At 60.2% G+C, this 20,580-nt stretch carries 23 protein-coding genes; 4 read left to right on the forward strand and 19 right to left on the reverse strand.

The genetic code is table 11. From position 1 onward, the window contains the following. The first annotated feature begins 68 nt into the window (after nt 1–68). Nucleotides 69–431, forward strand: coding sequence for a hypothetical protein (locus tag BRA49_RS02910; protein WP_292383288.1), 363 nt, complete (start codon nt 69–71; stop codon nt 429–431). A 63-nt stretch (nt 432–494) separates the two neighbouring features. Here the strand turns inward: BRA49_RS02910 and BRA49_RS02915 are convergent, their stop codons facing one another. From BRA49_RS02915 to BRA49_RS02945, 7 genes are all read right to left on the reverse strand, one after another. Next, a complete protein-coding gene (locus tag BRA49_RS02915; protein ID WP_292383289.1) occupies nt 495–950 on the reverse strand; it encodes a hypothetical protein in 456 nt (151 codons plus the stop codon). 142 nt (nt 951–1,092) lie between these two features. Beyond that, nucleotides 1,093–1,809 (reverse strand): hypothetical protein, encoded by a 717-nt coding sequence (locus BRA49_RS02920; protein ID WP_292383291.1) that lies wholly within the window; start codon nt 1,807–1,809, stop codon nt 1,093–1,095. A gap of 201 nt (nt 1,810–2,010) precedes the next feature. After that, nucleotides 2,011–2,862, reverse strand: coding sequence for a prenyltransferase (locus BRA49_RS02925; RefSeq protein WP_292383293.1), 852 nt, complete (start codon nt 2,860–2,862; stop codon nt 2,011–2,013). A 6-nt stretch (nt 2,863–2,868) separates the two neighbouring features. Further along, nucleotides 2,869–3,693 (reverse strand): phytoene/squalene synthase family protein, encoded by an 825-nt coding sequence (locus BRA49_RS02930; RefSeq protein WP_292383294.1) that lies wholly within the window; start codon nt 3,691–3,693, stop codon nt 2,869–2,871. 10 nt (nt 3,694–3,703) lie between these two features. Further along, nucleotides 3,704–5,179: a phytoene desaturase family protein gene (locus BRA49_RS02935; protein WP_292383296.1), complete on the reverse strand. Its 1,476-nt coding sequence runs from the start codon at nt 5,177–5,179 to the stop codon at nt 3,704–3,706. A gap of 92 nt (nt 5,180–5,271) precedes the next feature. After that, complete coding sequence (locus tag BRA49_RS02940) at nt 5,272–6,009, reverse strand: carotenoid biosynthesis protein (protein WP_292383298.1); 738 nt, start codon at nt 6,007–6,009, stop codon at nt 5,272–5,274. A gap of 58 nt (nt 6,010–6,067) precedes the next feature. Continuing rightward, nucleotides 6,068–6,220 carry a hypothetical protein gene (locus BRA49_RS02945; protein ID WP_292383300.1) on the reverse strand — a complete coding sequence of 51 codons (153 nt, stop codon included), beginning with the start codon at nt 6,218–6,220 and terminating at the stop codon, nt 6,068–6,070. 187 nt (nt 6,221–6,407) lie between these two features. Here BRA49_RS02945 and BRA49_RS02950 point away from each other — a divergent pair, with 187 nt between their 5' ends. Then, entirely contained in the window at nt 6,408–7,094 is a 687-nt protein-coding gene (locus BRA49_RS02950; RefSeq protein ID WP_292383302.1) for a hypothetical protein, read from the forward strand. A gap of 98 nt (nt 7,095–7,192) precedes the next feature. Here the strand turns inward: BRA49_RS02950 and BRA49_RS02955 are convergent, their stop codons facing one another. The 8 genes from BRA49_RS02955 to BRA49_RS02990 all read right to left on the reverse strand — a co-directional run bounded on the left by BRA49_RS02955 (nt 7,193) and on the right by BRA49_RS02990 (nt 15,934). Next, nucleotides 7,193–7,978, reverse strand: a complete 786-nt coding sequence (locus BRA49_RS02955; protein WP_292383303.1) for a winged helix-turn-helix transcriptional regulator — start codon at nt 7,976–7,978, stop codon at nt 7,193–7,195. A 43-nt stretch (nt 7,979–8,021) separates the two neighbouring features. Then, nucleotides 8,022–8,450, reverse strand: coding sequence for a hypothetical protein (locus tag BRA49_RS02960; RefSeq protein WP_292383305.1), 429 nt, complete (start codon nt 8,448–8,450; stop codon nt 8,022–8,024). A 660-nt stretch (nt 8,451–9,110) separates the two neighbouring features. Then, nucleotides 9,111–10,127, reverse strand: coding sequence for a cytochrome c biogenesis protein (locus BRA49_RS02965; RefSeq protein WP_292383306.1), 1,017 nt, complete (start codon nt 10,125–10,127; stop codon nt 9,111–9,113). 212 nt (nt 10,128–10,339) lie between these two features. Next, complete coding sequence (locus BRA49_RS02970; protein WP_348531982.1) at nt 10,340–10,951, reverse strand: YIP1 family protein; 612 nt, start codon at nt 10,949–10,951, stop codon at nt 10,340–10,342. After that, nucleotides 10,933–11,850 carry a hypothetical protein gene (locus BRA49_RS02975; protein WP_292383310.1) on the reverse strand — a complete coding sequence of 306 codons (918 nt, stop codon included), beginning with the start codon at nt 11,848–11,850 and terminating at the stop codon, nt 10,933–10,935. Before BRA49_RS02975 ends, BRA49_RS02970 begins: the two co-directional genes overlap by 19 nt. Nucleotides 11,851–12,289: 439 nt before the next feature. Continuing rightward, a complete protein-coding gene (gene comE / locus BRA49_RS02980; protein WP_292383311.1) occupies nt 12,290–13,411 on the reverse strand; it encodes a sulfopyruvate decarboxylase subunit beta in 1,122 nt (373 codons plus the stop codon). Continuing rightward, nucleotides 13,404–14,696, reverse strand: coding sequence for a cysteate synthase (locus BRA49_RS02985; RefSeq protein WP_292383313.1), 1,293 nt, complete (start codon nt 14,694–14,696; stop codon nt 13,404–13,406). The genes comE and BRA49_RS02985 overlap by 8 nt, the downstream gene beginning before the upstream one ends. After that, entirely contained in the window at nt 14,693–15,934 is a 1,242-nt protein-coding gene (locus BRA49_RS02990; RefSeq protein ID WP_292383315.1) for a methanogenesis marker 16 metalloprotein, read from the reverse strand. The genes BRA49_RS02985 and BRA49_RS02990 overlap by 4 nt, the downstream gene beginning before the upstream one ends. Nucleotides 15,935–16,175: 241 nt before the next feature. Between BRA49_RS02990 and BRA49_RS02995 the strand changes: the two genes are divergently transcribed. Beyond that, complete coding sequence (locus tag BRA49_RS02995) at nt 16,176–16,661, forward strand: helix-turn-helix domain-containing protein (protein ID WP_292383317.1); 486 nt, start codon at nt 16,176–16,178, stop codon at nt 16,659–16,661. Nucleotides 16,662–16,725: 64 nt separating this feature from the next. Here the strand turns inward: BRA49_RS02995 and BRA49_RS03000 are convergent, their stop codons facing one another. From BRA49_RS03000 to BRA49_RS03015, 4 genes are all read right to left on the reverse strand, one after another. Beyond that, nucleotides 16,726–17,484, reverse strand: a complete 759-nt coding sequence (locus tag BRA49_RS03000) for a carboxypeptidase-like regulatory domain-containing protein (RefSeq protein ID WP_292383319.1) — start codon at nt 17,482–17,484, stop codon at nt 16,726–16,728. Further along, on the reverse strand, nt 17,481–18,395 hold the full coding sequence (locus BRA49_RS03005; RefSeq protein ID WP_292383321.1) for a calcium-dependent protein kinase: 915 nt from the start codon (nt 18,393–18,395) through the stop codon (nt 17,481–17,483). Before BRA49_RS03005 ends, BRA49_RS03000 begins: the two co-directional genes overlap by 4 nt. Nucleotides 18,396–18,398: 3 nt before the next feature. Beyond that, entirely contained in the window at nt 18,399–18,710 is a 312-nt protein-coding gene (locus tag BRA49_RS03010; RefSeq protein WP_292383322.1) for a hypothetical protein, read from the reverse strand. 118 nt (nt 18,711–18,828) lie between these two features. Further along, nucleotides 18,829–19,503 (reverse strand): hypothetical protein, encoded by a 675-nt coding sequence (locus BRA49_RS03015; RefSeq protein WP_292383323.1) that lies wholly within the window; start codon nt 19,501–19,503, stop codon nt 18,829–18,831. A 284-nt stretch (nt 19,504–19,787) separates the two neighbouring features. Between BRA49_RS03015 and BRA49_RS03020 the strand changes: the two genes are divergently transcribed. After that, nucleotides 19,788–20,522 carry a winged helix-turn-helix transcriptional regulator gene (locus tag BRA49_RS03020; protein WP_292383325.1) on the forward strand — a complete coding sequence of 245 codons (735 nt, stop codon included), beginning with the start codon at nt 19,788–19,790 and terminating at the stop codon, nt 20,520–20,522. Nucleotides 20,523–20,580 lie beyond the last annotated feature (58 nt).

A 20,580-nucleotide genomic window follows, 5' to 3' on the forward strand; every position in this document is an offset into this window, starting at 1 on the left:
CCGCTCTGATTGAGCATGTAACGACATAATCGTCGCCGACTATGGGGTCTGACCGGGAGTGGTGAGGCATGAGGCCGGGACTACAGCAGATCGATGGAAAACGAAGGACATTCACCGGGGCGTTTGCACGATTCGGGAAGAAGGACCGTTATAGGCCAAAGAAGGTCGGGAATGAGTGGGTCGCGTACGACGTGACGGTGCTGCTTGTCGATGTCCAGGACATCGATGGAAATCCGATCACCGACCACCTCTGGTTCAACTACACGAAGGGGTTCGAGAGCCTCGGGGATCTGCAGGAAGGGGACGTGATCAGGTTCGATGCCAGGGTCAGGCCCTACGTCAAGGGCTACATCAACCAGAGAACATATATCGACGATCGGGAGGTCGACTATAAACTGGCCTATCCGACAAAGGTTACCCGGGTCCAGTGAACCCCCATGGAAGGGGTTTCCTGCCAGGGCGGCAGGACCCCGCCAGGCCGGGTTCCTCAGCGGTTATGGGGCTGTCCCGGCTCTCTCGGTTGCCTTAATCAGGTAGTACCCGAGTCTCCTCTCCAGGTCGTCCTGCTCTCCTTGCGAAAGCGTTGACACTCCGGCGTAGATCTCTCTGACCTCCGTAACAAACCGGGTCTTCTCTTCCTCTGAGAGATTCGTGGCGGCATCCCTGATAAAAGCCCAATCCTCCTCGCTCGGTTCACATTTCTCCGGTTCGATATCCCTCCACGACGAGGGGATCGGGACGGCCTGCGGAAGTTTCGAATCCCTGGTCACCAGGATGATGGTCAGGTTCCCGGCCCTCCCGGGCTCTTTTGTCGGGGCGGGCATCTCTACCGGGTCATGCACAGCGCCCGCACCCGGTGCGTGGAGGAGGAGCAGGGCCGCGAGCAGCGCTGCCGAAAGAGAGAGGAAGAGCCATGTTACCGATCTTCTCTTCGTCGAATCATCCTCCATAGACCACGCTTACCCTGTATCAGAGATCTTCTCTTCCCTGCAGACGAACACGGCAACGGGTGTCCGTAACAGGTCGTCAAGAACCCCCCAACAGCGGCAAGAGCCGTCACCGTAATCCCGTAGAGGTTTATAGCGCCGATTCTCATGGGAAGTCAATACCCCCTGCGATAACCAGGTAGTCGGCCGGAACCGGAATGAAGCCCGACTCTGTGCTCATAACGGCCGTACCCACCGTTGTCATCCAGGTATTCTCTCTCATCAAGCGTTTCGTGCCCCCCACTCCCCGGTACTCGAGGCTGAACGTGACCGGGGCTGCTTCCTCCGGCGGCGGAACGAAGCCGTCGAGGAATACGACCGTGGTGTAGGTCCCGCTCGAAACCCGGATGAACTCAGCGACGCCGACATCACCGGGGGTTTCGAGCACGGGCACGAGCAGCCGCGGTTCTCTCTTCATCTCCCATGCGGTCAGGTTGGTAGGCCGCTGGTGCCGGGGCAAGCGTTGCAGTTCGTCTTCAGTCTGCATCACCTCACACGATACGGATATATCAGGCGCGCACTCTCCCGTCGCCGTGAACGCGAGCATCTTCCCGTAGGGTGTCTCCCGAACCGCCGCCTGCCACGCGGTAACCCGAGCGCCGGAGAACGTCTCCTCCGGGATCACCGGTTCACCCGTTGCGTTCGCCGGGATAGGGACCATGATCGTGGCGGTGCCGTTCGTGGCAGGATCGGGTAGATTGGTGATCGAGATCCGGTAGAAGTTGCCCGGCAGAACGGTCTCGGTAAACGCGGAAAGGAGGAACAGCACGACAATCATAGCAAAAATGGCAGTGAACGCCTTGAAAACAAAGTCAACCTTCATACAGGCCTCGCTTCGGGAGTCGAACCCAGGGATGGACCGTGCATGCCCGGATACCGGTACCTACGGGTGAGATATCGACGTTCGGTTATAAACCTTTTCTGTGGCGCGCGTCTACGCATCAAGCATCCCTTATCGATTCCAGGCGTCATTGTGGTGTCTGCAAGCCGGAGCCGGGAATAGTGCGAAAGGCCATCCTCCCTATCACACCACCGTCCGCAGGGTCGCAAGAAGAAAGACCAGCCCCCCGAGGCCGGTGTTGACATATGGGAGGTACCAGTAGACCCGGTCGATCGAGAGGCCTTCCCGGAGGAGGAGGGCGAGGGGGACGGCCGGGTAAATCAGGACGAGCAGGCTTAAGGGGTGAAGACCGGCAAGCCAGATGACGAGGGCGGCAAGCCCCGACCAGAAGACGAGGCAGAGGAGGAGTGAGCGCCGTCTCCCGAGGACGACGGCCGTCGTCGTCATTCCCGCGGCCGCATCCCATCCGATATCGGGGATCGCGGAGAAGAGGTGCATCGCGGCGATGTGGAGGTAGCCGGCGATGACGAGAGCCGGCGGCGGGAGGGCGCCGCCCGCGAGGTAGTAGCCGAGGATCCCCGGGACCACGTAGAGCATGTTCGAGGAGAAGTCGAGGACCGGGACCTCCTTGAACCGGAGCGGCGGGGCGCTGTAGAAGTAGGAGAGGAGGAGGAACAAGAAGAGAAGCGCCTGCCCGACGGTGTCGAGCGCAAAGATGAGCGCGAGGCTGACGGCAGCCGCAAGGCCGATGAGGAGGAGCAGGTCGCGGCCGTCCGCATCGCTGATGCGGTACTCCTTCACATCCTTCTTGGGATTGAACCGGTCGGTATCCTGGTCCCACCAGTCGTTCACCCCGTAGATGAAGAGGTTTGCCGGTAAGAAGAAGTAGACGAGGAAGAGGGCGTAGGCGGGGTCAAAGAAGGCCGTCCAGGAGTTCATCCCGAGGGCGTAGCCCACCACGTAGGTCCCACCGGTGTAGATCCAGAACCGGAACCGGGAGACCCGCCAGGCAAGCGAGAGGAGCCGGGGAGCCACGGGGGGTCACGCCTTTAAGGTGTTTGCGGCGGCCCTGGAGACGATCCGTCCCACCGAGGGCTTCACCTTCCCCCGGTAGACGACGGCCGGATCGTGTTCTATCGTTTGGGCCGTCCAGCGGTACATGTCCGACGCCGTCCGGATCGGGATCCGGTAGCGCCGGGGGATGTACCGGAACCCGGTCTCCGCCTGCTCCTGCCACTCCCGGTACCGCCGAAGCTGGAACCGGAGAAACGCCGCAAACCCCCGGGGGTGCCGGGCGGCGGTTGCCGCCGAGAGGTCGTCGAGCCCGAACGCCTCGATCTCTTCGGCGGGAAAGTAGGTCCGGCCGAGGGCGAGGTCTTCCGCGATGTCGCGGATGAAGTTGACGTACTGCATCGCCCGGCCGAGGTTCTGGGCTGCAACGTATGACTCCGGGGGGAGATCGAGGAGCCGGGCCATCATCAGCCCGACCACCTCGGACGAGCCGTAGAGGTAACCCTCGAGGTCCCGGATCGTCCGGTAGGAGGTGACGGTGATGTCGCTCTCCATCGAGGAGAGGAACGCCACCGTCCACGCCGGATCAAAGTCTTTCCGCCCCGCAAGTTCGACGAACGAGTCGATCACCACGTCCCCCGTCGCCTCCCCGGCCGCGGCAGCGGCGTAGCGGCCGGTGAAGGCGTAGAACTCATCGACCTCCTGCGGCACCGCGTCCACGTAATCGTCGGCGACACGGACGAAACTGTAGAGCGAGAAGACGTCCTTTCGCACCCGCGGCGGGAAGAAGAGGGTCGAGTAGAAGTAGGTCTTGCTCCCCCGCCTGAAGATATCGTAGATGGTCTCGTCGATCACGGGGCGCACCTCACCGCCGGCAACGGTCAATCAACTCACGGGCGACGATCTGGGAGGATATCAGGGTCATCGGCACCCCGATCCCCGGGTGGGTGTACTGGCCGGCGTAGTAGAGGTTCGGAACCCGGCGGCTCCGGTGCGCCGGCCGCCAGAGCGCCGTCTGGCGGAGGGTGTGGGAGAGGCCGAGCGCCGTGCCCCGGTAGGCGTTGTAGCGGTTCGAGAAGTCCGAGAGCGCGAAGATCCGCCGGGTCACGACCGAGTCACGGATACTCTCGCCGAGGATCTCCTCCATCCGGCTCATGAGGTGGTCATAGAACCGCTCGCGGAGTTCCGGGGTATCCTCGATGCCGGGGGCGAGGGGTGCGAGGACGAAGAGGGTATCACAGCCCTCCGGGGCGGCGGTCGGATCGGTCCGCGAGGGGACGTTGACGTAGAACGAGGGGCCTGTCGGCCAGGCGGCTTTTTTAGGATCGAAGATCGTCTCAAACCCCTCCTCCCAGTCCCGCTCGAGGAAGATGTTGTGGTGGGCAAGCCCCTCGACCACCCGGTCGACGCCGAGATAGGCGACGAACGTGGACGGGGCGAGAACCTTTTTTGCCCAGTAGGAGGCTGGGTACGACCGCGAGCCGTCGGGGAGGAGGTGCATCTCGGCAAACGGGTAGTCCGCGTTGACGACGACGACATCGGTCTCGTGCGCCCCGAGGGGGGTGACGACCCGGCGGGCGGTCCCGCCCTCGACGTCGATGGCGGTCGCCGGTTCGTTGTAGCGGTACTCGACCCCGAACTCCCGCCCGAGCGAGACGAGGGCCTCGACGACCGCCCGCATGCCCCCTTCCGGGTACCACACCCCCATGTTCATGTCGATATGCGTCATGATGTGGTAGAACGAGGGGGTGTTTCGCGGCGAGCCGCCGAGGAAGCCGATGGAGTACTGCACGACTTTTCGGGCCTCGTCGCTTGAGAAGCGTTTTTTTACGAAGGACTCCAGGTTCTCGAAGGGATGGAGTTTCCTCCCCCCGGCAAGGAGCCGCCGGTCGAAGAAGTCGAAGATGCTCCGGTAGTCCCGGTAGAGGAGGTCGCTCATGGTGATCTCGTAGGTCTCCTCCGAGCCGGCGAGGTAACTCCGGAGTTTCTCGGCCCCGTCCGGCTCAAACGACTCGAAGAGAGCGTAGTTTTTCTCGAGGTCGGCCGAGATGTCCGCGACTTGATCGTCAGCGAAGAAGACCCGGTAGGAGGGGTCGAGTCTCGCGAGTGGGAAGTAGTCTTTCGGGCTTCTCCCGAACTCCGCGAAGAACCGGTCGTAGACGTCGGGCATCAGATACCACGACGGCCCCATATCGAACGTAAACCCTCCGTCGCGGTGAACGCTCGCACGGCCCCCGGACTGCTCGTTCTTCTCGATCACCGCGACGTCAAAGCCGCCTTTTGCAAGAAGAGCCGCGACGGAGAGACCTCCGAACCCTGCTCCAACGATGACAGCCCGCATAACCTCCCCCACCGGAACAGAAAACTGGTGCAGGAAGAGTCATATCGAATATAAACTTTGGTATCGGGGAAGGCGCACCGCCGATGCGGCGCTCACCGTGAAGTGTCGTCTTCAACGATGATCGGAAGTGTTGCAAGGGCAAGCGCCGCCCCGAGGAGGGCCGGTATCACAAGACCGTTCCGCGTGAGGTAGCCGGTCCAGAACGCGAGGATGAGAAGGAGACTCGCCGCCACCGTGCCGGGGATCGATCGAGCGCCCGCGATGAGCCGGAAGAGGGCAATATAGACCGCTCCGGTCAGGGCCCAGCCCACGAAGTTCGAGACCGGCACGCCGTAGTAGGCGCCGCCGCCGGTCCAGACCCAGAGGCCGGCGTGGACGGCCGCCGGGTCGACGACGAGGTCGACGAAGAGGAGGACGAGAACCCCGGCCGGGACCAGCCGCCACCACGCAGTCCCGGCGGCGGCTGCGGCGAGGGTGACGGCGCCGAGGAGCATCGGGAGATAAGCAAACGCGACCGTCCAGGGGACGAGGCCGAAGACCCGGTAGCCAAGGTCGGCCGAATAGGTGAACCTGCCATACGGGACGCCGGTCGCGACGGCATACGCCTCGACGGCGAGCGGGAGGATGCTCAGGAGGAGGAGGAGGAGGGCGATGCCGCGGGCGGGGCCGAGCCAGCGGACGAGGGCGATGTAGGAGGGGAGGGCGAGGGCGACCAGGAAGACGACCGGGACGGCGGGCGGGACCGCCGGATCGTCGAACCGGACCACCAGACAGGCGGCGAGGAAGAGGACGAGAGCGGCAAGAAGGAGGGCCGCCCGGGTGATGCGCATGGGCGGGGGAGGGGGGCGAGGGGGATAAATCTTCCATGCCGGTGGCGGTCACCGCAGGCTACGCCCCGGTCCGCCCTGCGACGTCGCTCGCGACCAGGATCAGCGCCACCAGTGCAACGATGATGAACCCCAGAACCCACTGGTAGGTGAGGGCTGCGTACAGGCCGGCCGCGATGCCGACGAGCAACACGGCGATGTGGTTGCGTTCCATGTAACGACGTGGCCGGCTGGAGATATATGCCTTCTGTCATATCCCTTTACGCGTCCGGAAAGTATTATCAAAATTAAGGGATCGTTCACACTACAGAAGACTAAGAGACAATTACATAAGCCCTATCATCCGTGACGACGGTACCATTAACCATCGAGACTGCGCATCCTGGTCCGGGAGCCCAAGAATGAAAAAGATCCCGCTCATCGTCTGGATAATCCTCATCTGCCTCGTCTTCGTGCACTACTTCTACACGCCTGAAATGCCCGTGATTACTACGAGAGAGATGAGAATCGACCCCGGGGAGCGTCAGCCCGATCTCGTGCACCTCTGGGATGCCCTGGTACGTGAACATGGGTTCGCGAACGAGTCGGCCATACTCATTCAGCTGAACCAGTTCGTCGATAAGGACGGGGTGGTACAGTGCACTCAGACGTACTACACCGGGGACGTGGACGGAGAGCAGCATTTTTACAAGGTATATGTTTATCCAGGTGGCAACGTCCTCTACAAAGACCAGGTACTCGAGTTCCCCCTGCAGGGAGCGCACCCCCTCGCCATCTTCCGTGAAGCGACCCTGATCGATTTTGCCGACCTCACCCGGGGGGATCGCAATATAACGCTTCAAACGCTCAAGTACGAGATCAAGAGGGAATATAACGAAACCCACGGCGACCTTTACATCCTCTCGGAAGGCTCGCTCCGTCCCTTGAAGGAGGCAACGTTCCCGGACGGTGCCTGCTGGTACGCGATCGAGATCGCCCCGGAAGTTCTGCAACCGGAAGGAAGTTCAGCCGCGGGAGGCGTGCCGGACTGTCTCATTCTCTTCACGGAACAAGATATTGCCCTTGCCGATACTGTTGTCTATGCGTGATGCGGAGATACTGCCTGATCGCAGACGCATATATGGGTACGCCCGCAGGATAAACCGGAAAAAATGCTGGAGGATGAAATCAGAGTCTCAAGCCGGCATCAGGTCCCAGTACCTGAAACACCTTTCCCACCGCTCACGAGATGCCACGACTTGTGTGCCTTTATATACTCCTTCACATCCGGGCGGAGATAGTACCGCACATTCCGCCCATCCTTCTCGCTTTTGACGATGCCTTCCCGGGTTAACGATCTCATATGCCAGGTGACGTTCGGGCCCGACAAGATGAGCCTGGACGCGATATCTTTCCTCACAATTCCCGGGTGCTGCAGAACAAGATTTATTATTCGGATCTTCGGATGCACGTTGAGGCATCCGGCCAATATCTTCTCCAGGTCGGAACAGGTGCCCACACCGACGTAGTACCTCATTCCCCCGCTGTTCTGCTCAGCAGTGACCTTTCCCATCCTGTACAGTACCCCCACATGATACCGGAGGGTCCCGATATTCATTCCCAGCATTTGGGAGAGGTTCCGCATGCTAGTTCCCGGATTCTTCCAGATACACGTATACACTGCATTTCGAGTTTCGTTGTCCAGGATATTCCCATCTGTGACCCTTTTATGGCCAAGCTGAAGCCACGCAGACAGCGAGAACAAGATTTGTATCAGAACGAAAAGCGTGGTCGGAACGGTTATGGCTAGAAGACCGAGGATAACGGTGTTCAGGGGAACGTTCCAGACGTATAATGGAGTCGGATCTAAAAAAATCCGCTCCGGATGTATTCCCGATGTCGGCTGGACAGAGATCGCGCACCCAACAGATGGTAACAGCAGGAGACAGAAGACAAACAGAGCAATTCTGGCAGTCAACGACCATGACGCCATAGCGTTTCATATGCCCAGTGAAAATAAAAATGTTTCCTTTTCTTTAGCCCACGCTAAAATCATATGGCCAAGTTCCAGTAACGTCCTCACCATAAACAGTAAATGTCCAGGACCCGGATGTAGGGTTGTTTATCGTAAGATAGATCCGCCCCTTCAGGTTATCATCGCCATCATCATCGTGGTAATAACCGTATAGGCTCCCATCTGGCCTGATAATACCTAATTTCAGGGAATAAGCACCTGTAAACCAGTTCAGATCGATAGGTATCGAGGACGTACCAGGTGACACGTAAAATCCATGATAGTGCGTCTCTCCCGATGTGATCGTGTACGCTGCACGAGTTGCAGACCCGTCTGCCTGCGGGAGGTCCAACACGGTCTCACTATTCCCACTTCCGATGCTGCTGGCCGAAACTATCGGTATGACAATAACGAAGACGACCAGGAGTCCGATAAAACGGTTGAATTTCATCAAAATCCACCGGTAGAGACTTCGAAGACACTCTGCATAAATATTCTGTCCTATTTCTTTACACGTTTTATATACAGGCAACCTGTCAACTTCCGGCAAGAGAAGGAGGACATCCGTTTGTCCAGTAGAAATCAGGAGATATCTGCTAAATCCCAGAGAATGGAGCCCGAGGCAACCAGATGAACATCAAATGTCCAGTTGCGAGGCATTCTTACACCCCCACACAAGGAAACTCTGGACGGATACCACGTTCGATCTTATCTCTTCGAGGCGCATACCTGCGTCAACGAGGAAGTTTCCGGACCAACCAGGATCACATGTATCCCCGTTTGACCTACATCTTCTCTACACACGGGAGGGTAGCCAGCCCCCGAGCGAATAATAGACTAACAACGGTACAAACGGTGATATAAGCGCCGGACGACCAGAAAAACCGGGCCAATGAAACAGAATATAGGGAGTATCGCGAGAACAAGACCACAGGAGGTAATCACTGGGCCCCCTACCGTAAAACATTCACACATTGCCTTCCATTCAAAGTAAACCCTGAGTGAATACTCCGTTCAACTCCCCATTAAGGCAAATACTCACTCCCACGATGAGGTAGCCCGATCAGCCGAAATCACACGTTTCCTCATTCGTCCCAAACCCTCTCAACATTCAGAGGAGCAGACAGGCTCCGAACCCGATCAGGATGATCCCGCTGATGCCCCGGATGAGATCCCGATATTCCCGGATCCTGCTCGACGAACCGTAGCCCCCAAGGGTCCCGACGCCGAGAAACGGTGTGAGCACCCCGGCCCCAAAGACCAGGAGGAGCGAGAGATCCTGCACCGTGCCGTCGATCAGGATTCTGCTCAGCAGGATGAGAATCATCGGGGCGGCGCACGGCGCCTTGACGATCGAGAACAGCATGCCCAGGAAGAATAACCCGGCCAGCGTGGTCGAATACTTCCGCAGAGAGGACTGAAGAAACCCGTTTGTGGCATCCGGGAGCTTTACCACCCCAAGCAAGCTCACGCCGGTGAAGATCGTGATCAATCCCGCCGCGACGGCGAGGTACGGGCCGAGCCCGCCGAACGAGAGCCCCGCCAGCAGGACGCAACACCCCATGACGATATATGCGAAAACCAGTCCCAGGCCGAAGATCAGTGAGTTCAGGAGACCACTCCGGAGGCCTCCGCCCGATCCCGTGACATACGCCAGAATAAAGCCCAGCACCGCCATCAAGCAGGGCGAGAAACCAGAGAAAAGGCCCAGAGAATAAGCAAGTGGAATATTCCAGTTGATCGGTGGCGGATTCTCCTGCGGCTCAGCGCCAGCACGAGACTGTTCGATCGCCGCCCTGACATTCTCTTCGGTTATCTCACCTCCGGGGATCTTGATGGTGCTGTTCACGACCACGGCTGGGATCTCGTGAAATCCATGCTGCTGCCACCGGTCCAAACCCTCAGTTGTACCCACATCGACGTATTCGAGAGAGATGGAATCGCCGAGATCGCTCTCAACCTCTGCGATCAAAGGTTTAACCTGATCACAGGCGGTGCAGCCGTCCAGGTAATAATACTCTATAGGGATAGGAGCTGCGCCCGCATAGGAAATCATTCCAGCCAAGAGGAAGATACATGCTGCTATTGCTCCAATGCGAGTGCTCTTTCTTCTGTATCCATTTTTCAAGGTACCTCATCCCCAAGATGGTTCTGGACGTCATCGATCCGCGAGATAAGATCATTCATGAAAAACCCCAATAAACATCAAGACCATGCGCCCGGACCAACCATAACCCATCTATCAGAAAGTTAATCCTGCTGTCAGCATCATAAAACATGTCCCCTACCGTTCTTTTATGATTTAAACACCTCGCTCCAGAATTCTATCGAAAAGAAAGATCACAATAACAATCCAGAACCAAAGATCCATCTGTAGAAAAGAATCGCGAGAACGATACTGGTTGCAAGAGAGACAAATATGGCCCGATCCTTTGACATCTCATGAAATATCTGTACACTCAAATAGGTTATCAAACCAAAAACAAAGAGAAGCAACAGGCCTGCCAATGGGACCTCTACGATCACAACCGCCCAAAAAAACAGGATGCAGGGAAACAGGGCATAGATCACCGATTTCATCGTTTTTTCAAATCCATAACGTACATTGACAAAAAGCAGGAAGAAATGTTCAACGAGGCTGACTCCGAGGAGTGCGACGACTCCGACTATCAGACCCTGTATCAGGTTGATGAAGATGCCCAATACTAGGATCCCAATCAAGTACAATCCGTCAGGTCCGGATTCGTTTCCAGGATACAACCCTGTAAAGAAAGATGCTAACGTGAATAAGATTGACATAGTCATAACTGTCACAAAAAAGAGTTGAAGATCACCTCCCAGTGGTTTTTTGTTTAGTTGCTGAAAAAATTGCCGGAGACTGGTTAAGACAGTTTTTAATGGGGATCTTACCGACATGACACTACCTCTGAAAGTTATGGAACTGATTGACATCCGACTCCTATAGACACCCAGTCCGAGGTACTAGAACTTCCATCAGTTGAACCATAGATATCACAACTGATCCAAGCATCAACAGAGTGTTTGGGTGGACTCAACGTAAGATATGCCCAGATAACATTAGATTCAACGTATCCCGTATACCCGGTTTCCCGTACTGAATGTCCGAATTCACAACGATCAAAGTTAATCCCCTGAGACGTATAAGTATTGTCCGATATGCCTAGAATTCTGTTGCCATAGTCATAAGTGAATGTCCCTTTAGTGTAAAGAGTTGCCTGGGTTATGGATAGATATATCCAGCTGTCCGTTCTTGTAACTTGGGCTTCATAAATTGATCTCGCGCCGAACTCTTCTGACCCCAGAGCCGAGAGATCGATTCGACTCAATTCATAGCTGACGGAATAATTGCTACTCTGATTACCTACCGAGCAATCTTTGCAACTGTCTTCGAAATATTCTGTCTTTGAACCGATGACTACCGGGTCCACCCTGCTCTTGGATACCTTACCCTGGCTATCGAGTAAACCATAAATATTCCCATCCATTCCATAGTAGAGGACGACTCTTTCTCTTTGTCCCTCCAGATATCCAATGATTTCTCTGATGCTTTCTCTCGATTCTGATCCGCGGATCAGGTCATCCACCCGGCCTCTCGCTTCGTTATATCTCTGCCATTGAGGACCCTCGTCTCTGGAAGGTTGCTCTATCCCCAACATGGTATAGATGTTCTTTTCAGTCTCCTGATTTTGAAGCAAAGGATTAGTTCTAGTTTGTTCTTCTGTACTCGCCGCAGGTACTATCGGCATTGCCATTGCCATCGCCATCATCACGCCCACCAGCATAACTGCCAGGAGCACGGAAAGCGCCCTCATTCCAATTTTTCCGTTCATGCGTTTTTCCTCCAGTTCCTTTTCCCGGAGGCAGGAGTGGCATACTTTCAAGTACCGAAAGAGCATACATCCAAATAGCCTCCGGGCTTGCGGGGCTCTATCATCCGGGGCGTCAACCGTGGATGGAGGGGCCCCACGAACTTTTGCGGACGCATCATCAAGGCGCCCACACAATGACATGGGTATGAGTTTATTTATAAATTCTGTCCGATTTCTTTACACGTCCGGGAGCCGTTATCGGAACTGCCGAAAAAAAACTCCCCTCTTGGGTTAAAAGCACAGGAAATCATTTTTCTCGCGATGATGTGTGCAACCATTTCCGTCCGGCACCTTCAAGAGATGCGATGAGGGACAGGACACTGGGAGAAGTTCCGCGGGTCATATCGGGTAGCGGGAAAAAGAGGGTTTACTCGCTCCGCCACAGAGACGAACCGAACACCTACCTCCCAATCACCCGCACAAACCGCTCCCGGATCTCGGCCGGGGCGAGCGGGATATTCGGGACCGGTGCGTTCCCGGGTCTTAACACCACATGAATAAAGTTCGGCCCCCGCCCCCGGTCTTCCCATGCCTCCGCGAGTTCTTCTTCGTCCTGCACCTTGCACGTCTGCCGGATCCCGGCGGCACGGGCGAGGAATTCCATGTCGACCAGCCCAGAGGCCGGGGTGGGCTGGTTCCCCGTGCTCCCGAAGGCCCCGTTGTCCAGGCAGACGATCGTGAGGTTCTCCGGTGCCTCCGCCGCCACCACCGGGAGGACGGCGGTCCCGAGCAGGCTCCCGTCGCCGTCGAGGACCACGACGTCTCTATCCGTCGCAAGCGAGAGCCCGAGGCCGATCGGCGTCGCCTGGGTGTAGCTCCCAAGCATGTAGAAGTTCAGGTCCCGGTCGCGAGCCGCGTAGAGCTCCTTTGATGGGACACCGATGTTCGCGACGACCGCCTCCCCGTCGAGGATATTGGCGATAGCCCGGATCGCGTCGTTCCGGGTCATCGCCGGGTCGCGGAACGTCCGCCGGTAGTCCACCGCCGACTCCCTGGCCCGGGCCGGGACGACCTGCTCCGCCGGGCAGGCCTCCTCTGCCCCTTCCCAGAACGAGGGGAGGATCAGGCCCACATGCGGCCGCATAGAATCGTAGGCGTCCCGGACGACCTCATCGATCAACTCCTCATCCCCGGGACTGCGGATGACGGTATACGGAATCCCAAGCGCACGGAGCACCTCCGGGACCGCCCGGTTGAACGGCACCTGGGCCGGGATCGCCTCCCGGTAGACCCCACGCCAGCTCGCGAGGATCGGGAGGGGGAGGCCGAAGGTGACGGTGAGCGACATGATGGCGTTTAAGGAGTTCCCGAGCCCCGAACTCTGCATATGGAGCACCGGCCGCCCCCCGGCCATCGCGAGCCCGGCGCAGATCCCGATGCCGTCCTCCTCCCGGGTCAGGTTGACCGCCCGGAACCGCTCCGGGATCAGGGCGCAGAACTCCTGCGTCCGGTCGCAGGGAAGCGACGCCACGGTATCGACCCCGAGGGCGGCGAGCCGGTCGAGGACACAGCCCTCACGCACGGATTGCCACCCCCTGCTCCGCGAACCAGGCTCTGACGGCATCCCGGACATCCCCCTCGAATGCCTCCCCGGCCCGGACCCGGAGGTACGGCTCGACCGGGTAGCGGTCGAGTTCTTCTGCTGCACGCTCGTAACCCCCGCCGGTCACGTTCAGGAGGATGTGGTCATCCGGGCCGACGAGCCCCTCCTCCACCGCCCGGACGAGTGAGGCGACCGCGACGGCGGCGGCCGGGTCGAGGTCGATCCCCTCGGTATCGGCAAAGAGCCGCCTGGCACTCTGGGCTTCGTCGTTTGCGACCGCATACATCCTCCCGCCGGAGGCCGCGAGGGCGTCGTAGACCCCGCCGCGGATTCCCCAGGGCGGGTGGCGGTTCGTGAGCACACTGGCGGAGACCCGGGCGATCGAGGATTCGGCGTCAGGCATATCCTCTGCAGGAACAATCTCCCGCCTCCCCGCCCCCCAGGCCCGGACCATCGGGACGAAGGGGAGGTTCTGGGAGAGGTGGAGTTCCGGGAGGCGGGAACCGAACCGGCCGTCGGCGATGAGCCGCTCCGCCGCTTCCCACGCGGCGATCCCCCCGGTCCCGCTCCCGACCGCCTGGAAGTAGTAGTCCGGGAGCCTCCCGGCGGCGAGAGCCCCATCGAGCATCACCGTCCCCATCCCGTCCCGTCGGGCGACGTTCTTTGCCCCGCCCTCCGGGACGATCCCCGGGAGCGAGCAGACCTCCCGCCCGAACGCGATGGAATCCGAGTAGTCCCCGTCCACCGTGATGAGGCAGACGTTCGGGGATGGAACCGTCGTCCAGAGCCGGCCGGCGGCGGATGCCGGGACCACCACCACGACCGGGGCCCCGGTCAGGGCCGAGGCCTGGCAGAACGCCCGCCCGGTGTTCCCCGCCGACGAGACCTGGATGACCCCGGCTCCCTTCTCCCGGAGACGGAGGAGCGTCGGTTGCGCCTCGAGTTCCTTGAACGAACAGGTCTCCATCCGCCCGCCCCGCTCGGGCCAGTAGCCGGAGAAGGTGACGGTGAGGTGGGAGAGGCCGAGTTCCCGGGCGAGGGCGACGCTACCGTAGGAGACCGGGCCGGCATCGATCCGGAGGTGGCCCTCGACCGGGAGCCACTCGATGTAACGGAAGATCCCGGGGAGGTCACGAAGGACGAGCCGGCGCTCCGCGTAGACCGTCCGGAGGAGAGCGTCGCACCCCGACGGGCAGTCGAGGGTGTAGCGGTCGGGAAACGGCCTGCCGCACCCCGGGCACTGGAGGAGGTACTTCTCCCTCACCGCCACCCGCCCCCGGTGAAGGTGAACCGACCGTCGAGGATCATCTCTTTTATGTCCCGGCAGAGGTCTTCCGCGAGCGTCCGGCCGGACTGGCGGAGCGTGATCGGGACCTTCCGGCCCCGGACCCGGAGCGACCCTTCCCCGGCCTCAAGCGCGTCGTTTTGGCAGGCGGCAAGACAGGCGGTGCAGGCGAGGCAGCGGTCGCGGTCGATCCCGGTCTCGCGGTTAAACGCGCCCGTCGGGCAGATCGCGGCCGCAGCACAGGCCGAGCACCCCTCGCACCATTCGGGGTGGTAGGTCACCTCCCGGTCGGGCTGCTGCCAGACGTCGGCGTAGGTCGCCTCGTCGAGGACGGTCCGGGTGTTGATGTCGGCGACCGGAAGCGGGATATCCTCGTCGAGGACGCGGAGGGCAGCGACCTGCCGGTCGTCGAGGACCGGGATCGCGACGCCGAGGCTCGTGATGCACTCGGGCCCGGCAGAGGTCTTAAAGCCCCCCATATAGCGGGGCTGCATCCCCGTCATATCGGCGATGACCGTGAGGTTCGGCCGCGCCGGGGTGCTCCGGGTCCCCTCCCCGGTCACGATCCCGGCCGAGCCGTTCAGGAAGACCGGGGTTCCGTCCCGGATCGTGAGCCTCGCCGGGTCGTTCTGGAGGGGGTTGATCTCGCCGCACCCGCTGACCGATGCCTCCCGGCAGGGCCCCTCCAGCCCCGTGACCGAGAAGATCGTCGTCACCCGGGTCGGCCGGGTGTTGACGTAGGCGGTGTAATTCTTGAAGGCGCTCCGGGTGGTGAAGAGCCGGGCGTAGGCGAAGTCGTCGAGGGTCACCCGCGCCTCGATCGAGCGGTCGGCGGCCTCCACCAGCACCTCGATCTCGCGGCCCTCGACGATATCGCGAAAGAGATGGCCGCCCCCGTAGCCCGCCCCGGCGTGGGCGGTCCCGGAGACGATCAGGTCAAGCAGCCCCAACCGCTCGTTCGGGCAGGGGCCGGGCATGCAGGGGACACCGTTCAGCCAGGCCCGCTCCGCCCGCTCGAACGTCCCCGGCGCCGCTACCGGGACCGAGAGGATCGCCGCGGTCCCCGACATCACCCCGCATGTCCCCGTGGTGACCACGTCCACGTCTGCTGCCGTGATCTCCGCACCCTCGCGGATGAGGTGCTTGAACTCCGCTGCGGTGTAGACAACCGCGGTGCCGTTCCGGATTCTCTCGTCGATCTCTGCCAGTGTCTTCATAATAATCTTATTCCTCCACCTGCATGCACCGGGCCCTGTCACGCCGGAGCTCGCCCTGCATTACCAGGCAACTCCGTCAAACAGGCGGTGTAATAGGCCTCAACGTCCTTAAACCCTCTGTCCCGCGAGGTTCCCCACCCGGTTGACCGGGATTATCAGGAGATCCGCGGTTGGCCACTATAGCAGATCTCTTGACCATATGAGGAAAAAGTTATCTTGAGAATCCTACTACAGTAGAGTAATGCTCTCACGAAGAATCTTTGAGACCGAGTTTGCCGAGGCGCTCCAGGAGGAGCTCGCCCGCCAGGACATGAGCATCCGCGAACTCGCGGAGCGGGCCGGGATTCCGCCCGCAACCCTCTACAAACTCACGTCGGGGAGGGCGGACCCGCGCCTCTCGACCGTCCGGCGGATCGTCAACGTCCTCGAGCCGCGGGAGAAGAGTTTCATCGCGGTGATCGCGGCCCGGTTCCTGCTCGACGATATCGATAACCGGGATCTGCCCATCGGTGAAAAGAAATACCATATCCGGGGCTACCCGGCGGACTCGCTCGAGGAGTGCATCGCCGCCGCGGCACGGGCGGAGAAGGAGGGAGCGCTCGGGATCGTCTGCGCCCCCATCCTCGCGTCGATCGTGGAGAAGATCGTCGACTGCCCGGTGGCGATCATCAAGCCGCAACAGCAGACGATTATTGAAGCGATCGAGACGATAGCAAAGAGGGTTTAGGGTTCTGTGGAAATCCCCCCTCTCCGGGTCATATTATCGGGTAGCATGGAGCACCCCTGCAGCCCTACTTCTTTGCACGCCAAAAAATCCATACTGCCCCGAGAGTCCCAAGGAGCCCGGCCGCGGGACCGAACCCCGGCACCGTCCGGGGCAGTGGCTCCAGTTCCAGGTCGAGCGTGTTTGTTGGGTTCTCGAAGGTGATCCCCTGTCGGAGGGGGACGTAGCCCTCCTTCTCGACCGTGACAGTCTGCCGGTAGCCGGGGGTGTCTACCAGGTAGGCGCCGTCCTCACCGGTCGTGGCCGTCGCCGCGAGGGGTTCGTCGTCGAGCGTAAGCACCGACTCGAACCGCACCGATGCACCGGGGATCAGATTGCCGCCGGTGTCCGTCACCCTGCCCGAGACGGTGATCAACGGCGACGGCGGGATGCCGATGCAGACGGTCAGGTTCACGGTCTTCTCGGCCCGGCGCCCGTAGTTGTCCGTTGCCACGACGGTGATCGCGTTCTTCCCGGCCAGGACCGGCACAGAACAGGCGAACTCAGTCCCGTTTCCGCACGAGACCTCCTCTGTTCCGCTCCGCACAACCACGTTGTGCAGACCTGCAGGGGCGTGGACCTCCCCGACGACGGCGACGTGCGGCGGCACGACGTCGATCCAGCCCTCCGCACCCTCGATCGGGGAGGTGATGGTGATGACGATCGTCTCGTTCACCCTCGGTGCCGGGATCGTGTGCTGATCGATACCTGCGCTTGCTACCGGGATTGTCGCGAGGAGCAGCGCGAAGAGGAGAAGGATTGCCACCGATCGGGTCAATTCTTTCATGCCCCTCCTTCCAACCCATCCCTCGCGGCGGCGACGTACGCGACGTACGGCTCCGGAGCGCCGTCCCGGACTGCGGTCCCAGAGAACGCGTAGACCGGCCGGACCGTATCCTGCACGACACCGCGAGGCTCCATCCAGTAGCCGAGCGAGACGTTCTCGATCGTGACGCGGTCGTAGGCCGCACTTGCCGAAGGGCGGACGATCCGTGATGCGAGGAGGTCCGCATACGCCTCCTCCGGCAACCTTAAAGCGATATCTCCGGCCGGCTCCACCTCCCGCCAGGTCTTCACGAGCCCGACGACATCGCCGCCGTCGCCCAGGATGACCGCGAACTCGTCGCCGTAGACCGGCAGCCCGTCGAGCGACCGGCCGAACCGGGCGGCGATTGTCACATCGTACGATGCCTCAGGTTCACCGTCACCTGAACTCCAGACCTCGTGCCTCTGGTTCACCCCGATCTCCACGACCCGGGCGTCCGGCGAATGCATCCCGGTCTTCTCCAGGAATGCAAGAACAATCTCCTCCGCCTCCGCATCCGTCGGGAGGTCCGGCTGCCGGGTCACCTCGGCCGGCAGCTCACGGTCGGGGATGCGGTAAACCACCCCACCGGAATGCGCATACACCGAGAGCCACGCCTCAGGGTCCTTTTTAGTGTCGACGAGGCAAAACTCCCCGGATCTCTCGCTCAACTCCCCGGAGAGCCCGAACCGGCCCGCGATCTCACGGACTTCTTCCCCGGTGACGGTGATGGGGACGACCCGGTAGAGCGTACAGGAGTCAGGAACCTCCGGGAACCCGGCAACGAGAGCATACTGACCTCCACCCGCATTCGCCGAACCGAGAACCAGTATGCAGCCGGCCGCGATCGCCACGGTGAGACAGACAAGTGTACCGATCTGCAGGCCCCTCATCGCTCAGTTCCCGTGGTTGAATATCCGGGCGGTGATTGCCTGAATGGTACGCTGCGTCGAGTAGAACCGGTTCCACTCAATGCGACCATCCTCCGCGATCTTGAGCAGCAGAGCCTGCTCGTCGCTTTCCGGAGATTGTTTGACTGACCCCCCGACAGACAGGCCGCCATCCGAAACCGGCAAAAGAATGGTGCCGTATTCGTCGCTCCCTTCATCAAAGACAGTGTGCCGGACCTCGATACCGGCAGCATCGGTTCGGGTGACGGTGAGATTATGGCAGTCGGCGACAGTGTCGCTTGAGAGGCATCCCAACACGGCAGTGAGGATGATGAGAGAGAAAAGAGCAAGAGAGATCGCCCTGTTACGGGCTTTCTGAGTTTAACTATCAATATACATACGTTTCGATCGAGATGTTCTCTTCCAGAGCTGCCCATCAAAACGCGATACCCCCGGCAATAACATGGTATTCGGCCGGAACCAGGACAAATCCGGACGTTGTTCCGGGGACGGTCGCATGCACCGTTGTCGTCCAGGTATCCTCCTTTATCAGGTGTTTCATGCCCCCGCCGCCCCGGTAACTGAGGTCGAACGAGACCACCGCTGCATCCTCCGACGGCGGGACGAAGCCGTCGAGGAAGACGACCGTGGTGTAGGTGCCCCCCGATCCCCGGGTGAACTCGGCGACGCTCGCGTTCTCAGGGGTCCCGAGGACCGGCACGAGCAGCCGCGGCTCTTCTTTCGTCTCGAACTCGCCGGTCGGTCTGAAGATATCCTGCGCGTAGTCTTCCGTCGTCGTGAACGCGATCATCTTCCCGTACTGCGTCTCCCGGATCGCCGTCCGCCACCCGGCGGGCTGGAGAACGCTGGACGACTCGAAGATCACCAGCTCGCCCTTCGCGTTCGCCGGAACCGGGATCATGACCGTGGCGGTGCCGTTTACGGCAAGATCGGAGAGACCGGTGATCCTGATCTCGTAGGAATCGTTCGGCATGGTCGTCTCGACGAACCCGACAGCAAGAAAGAGCAGGAGGACCACCGCAGCGAGGATGGTAACCGCTATCAGCAGGTTCAGCAGAGTTTTTTTGGTATTGGTATATTTTTCGTCCATCTCCTCACCATCGCCCGGCCGGGTGGGGCCGCCTTCCGGATCGATGCATGAGAAGTCAACGTTCCCCTATAAACGATTTCTGTCACGATCCTCTACACGTCGAGCCGGATCCGTTGGTTTTGTTCCGGAGAATTCGCCGCAGTCCATCAGGGACGTTCGCTGCGCCGGTCGATACCGAACCCGGACTGCGGAGGTGACCGGCTACCGGAAGACACGTAGAGGCGTGCGATGGGGGAATAACAAAATAGCACCGTTTTTATACTCACGGCAACCTGATCTCTTTAATGTCGCATCAACTCCCCCTCGCGAGGACTGCGCTGCTCCTCATCGTCCTCATGCTGCTCATCACCCCGGGGAGCGCTGCCGGCACAGAGCCGAGCGAATGGGAGTATCCGGAAACGATACCGGGCGATCCGGTCCCTGAGTACATCTGGAACGTGCCGCTCAAACTGATCCTGCTCGACTTCGTCTTCATGACCGCCCCCCTGCTCTTCCTCCCGGTCCAATTCCTCATATCGGTAACCGTATGGCTCATTCTCGGCCAGAGGAGGATCTCCAGAAAGAACGTTCTCGAACACGACACCCGCCGTGCGGCGTACCTCTGCATCCGGGAGAACCCCGGGATCAACTACGCCTTCCTCTCCTGCAGGCTGGGCGTTAACGCAGGAACCCTCCGGTACCACCTTGCAATCCTCCGCGAGACGGGAAAGATTCTCGCGGAGCACGACCACGGGCAGGTGCGGTATTATGCGAACGGCAAGAGGGGGCATGAGGGAGAGAGTTATTCTCTCAGTGGGACGCGGAGAGAGATCCTCGATCTCATCACGCGGAATCCAGGGATAGCGCGAAAAGATGTCGCATCCGCGCTCGGGATCTCCGGTGCATCGGTGACCTGGCATATGTCGCTGCTCATCCGGGACGGTGCCGTACGGAGCGAGAAGGACGGAAGGCTGGTGCGCTATTTCCCCCGGCGGGGTATCGTATTCCGGGCGAATAGGGGCGCAGACGCAACCGGTTAGGTCACCTGGGGGCAGTTGGGCTGGAGGCGATGAATGAGTCCCGGTTCTCGACGCTCAC

It is taken from the genome of Methanoculleus sp. UBA430, assembly GCF_002506585.1.
GTDB lineage: Archaea > Halobacteriota > Methanomicrobia > Methanomicrobiales > Methanoculleaceae > Methanoculleus.

What these genes read in the sequence shown, in the direction of transcription:
- BRA49_RS02910 (WP_292383288.1), top strand. Translation starts at nt 69, where the DNA reads ATGAGGCCGGGACTACAGCAGATCGATGGAAAACGAAGGACATTCACC.
- BRA49_RS02915 (WP_292383289.1), bottom strand. Translation starts at nt 950, where the DNA reads ATGGAGGATGATTCGACGAAGAGAAGATCGGTAACATGGCTCTTCCTC.
- BRA49_RS02920 (WP_292383291.1), bottom strand. Translation starts at nt 1,809, where the DNA reads ATGAAGGTTGACTTTGTTTTCAAGGCGTTCACTGCCATTTTTGCTATG.
- BRA49_RS02935 (WP_292383296.1), bottom strand. Translation starts at nt 5,179, where the DNA reads ATGCGGGCTGTCATCGTTGGAGCAGGGTTCGGAGGTCTCTCCGTCGCG.
- BRA49_RS02940 (WP_292383298.1), bottom strand. Translation starts at nt 6,009, where the DNA reads ATGCGCATCACCCGGGCGGCCCTCCTTCTTGCCGCTCTCGTCCTCTTC.
- BRA49_RS02945 (WP_292383300.1), bottom strand. Translation starts at nt 6,220, where the DNA reads ATGGAACGCAACCACATCGCCGTGTTGCTCGTCGGCATCGCGGCCGGC.
- BRA49_RS02950 (WP_292383302.1), top strand. Translation starts at nt 6,408, where the DNA reads ATGAAAAAGATCCCGCTCATCGTCTGGATAATCCTCATCTGCCTCGTC.
- BRA49_RS02955 (WP_292383303.1), bottom strand. Translation starts at nt 7,978, where the DNA reads ATGGCGTCATGGTCGTTGACTGCCAGAATTGCTCTGTTTGTCTTCTGT.
- BRA49_RS02960 (WP_292383305.1), bottom strand. Translation starts at nt 8,450, where the DNA reads ATGAAATTCAACCGTTTTATCGGACTCCTGGTCGTCTTCGTTATTGTC.
- BRA49_RS02970 (WP_348531982.1), bottom strand. Translation starts at nt 10,951, where the DNA reads ATGTCAATCAGTTCCATAACTTTCAGAGGTAGTGTCATGTCGGTAAGA.
- BRA49_RS02975 (WP_292383310.1), bottom strand. Translation starts at nt 11,850, where the DNA reads ATGAACGGAAAAATTGGAATGAGGGCGCTTTCCGTGCTCCTGGCAGTT.
- BRA49_RS02990 (WP_292383315.1), bottom strand. Translation starts at nt 15,934, where the DNA reads ATGAAGACACTGGCAGAGATCGACGAGAGAATCCGGAACGGCACCGCG.
- BRA49_RS02995 (WP_292383317.1), top strand. Translation starts at nt 16,176, where the DNA reads ATGCTCTCACGAAGAATCTTTGAGACCGAGTTTGCCGAGGCGCTCCAG.
- BRA49_RS03000 (WP_292383319.1), bottom strand. Translation starts at nt 17,484, where the DNA reads ATGAAAGAATTGACCCGATCGGTGGCAATCCTTCTCCTCTTCGCGCTG.
- BRA49_RS03005 (WP_292383321.1), bottom strand. Translation starts at nt 18,395, where the DNA reads ATGAGGGGCCTGCAGATCGGTACACTTGTCTGTCTCACCGTGGCGATC.
- BRA49_RS03015 (WP_292383323.1), bottom strand. Translation starts at nt 19,503, where the DNA reads ATGGACGAAAAATATACCAATACCAAAAAAACTCTGCTGAACCTGCTG.
- BRA49_RS03020 (WP_292383325.1), top strand. Translation starts at nt 19,788, where the DNA reads ATGTCGCATCAACTCCCCCTCGCGAGGACTGCGCTGCTCCTCATCGTC.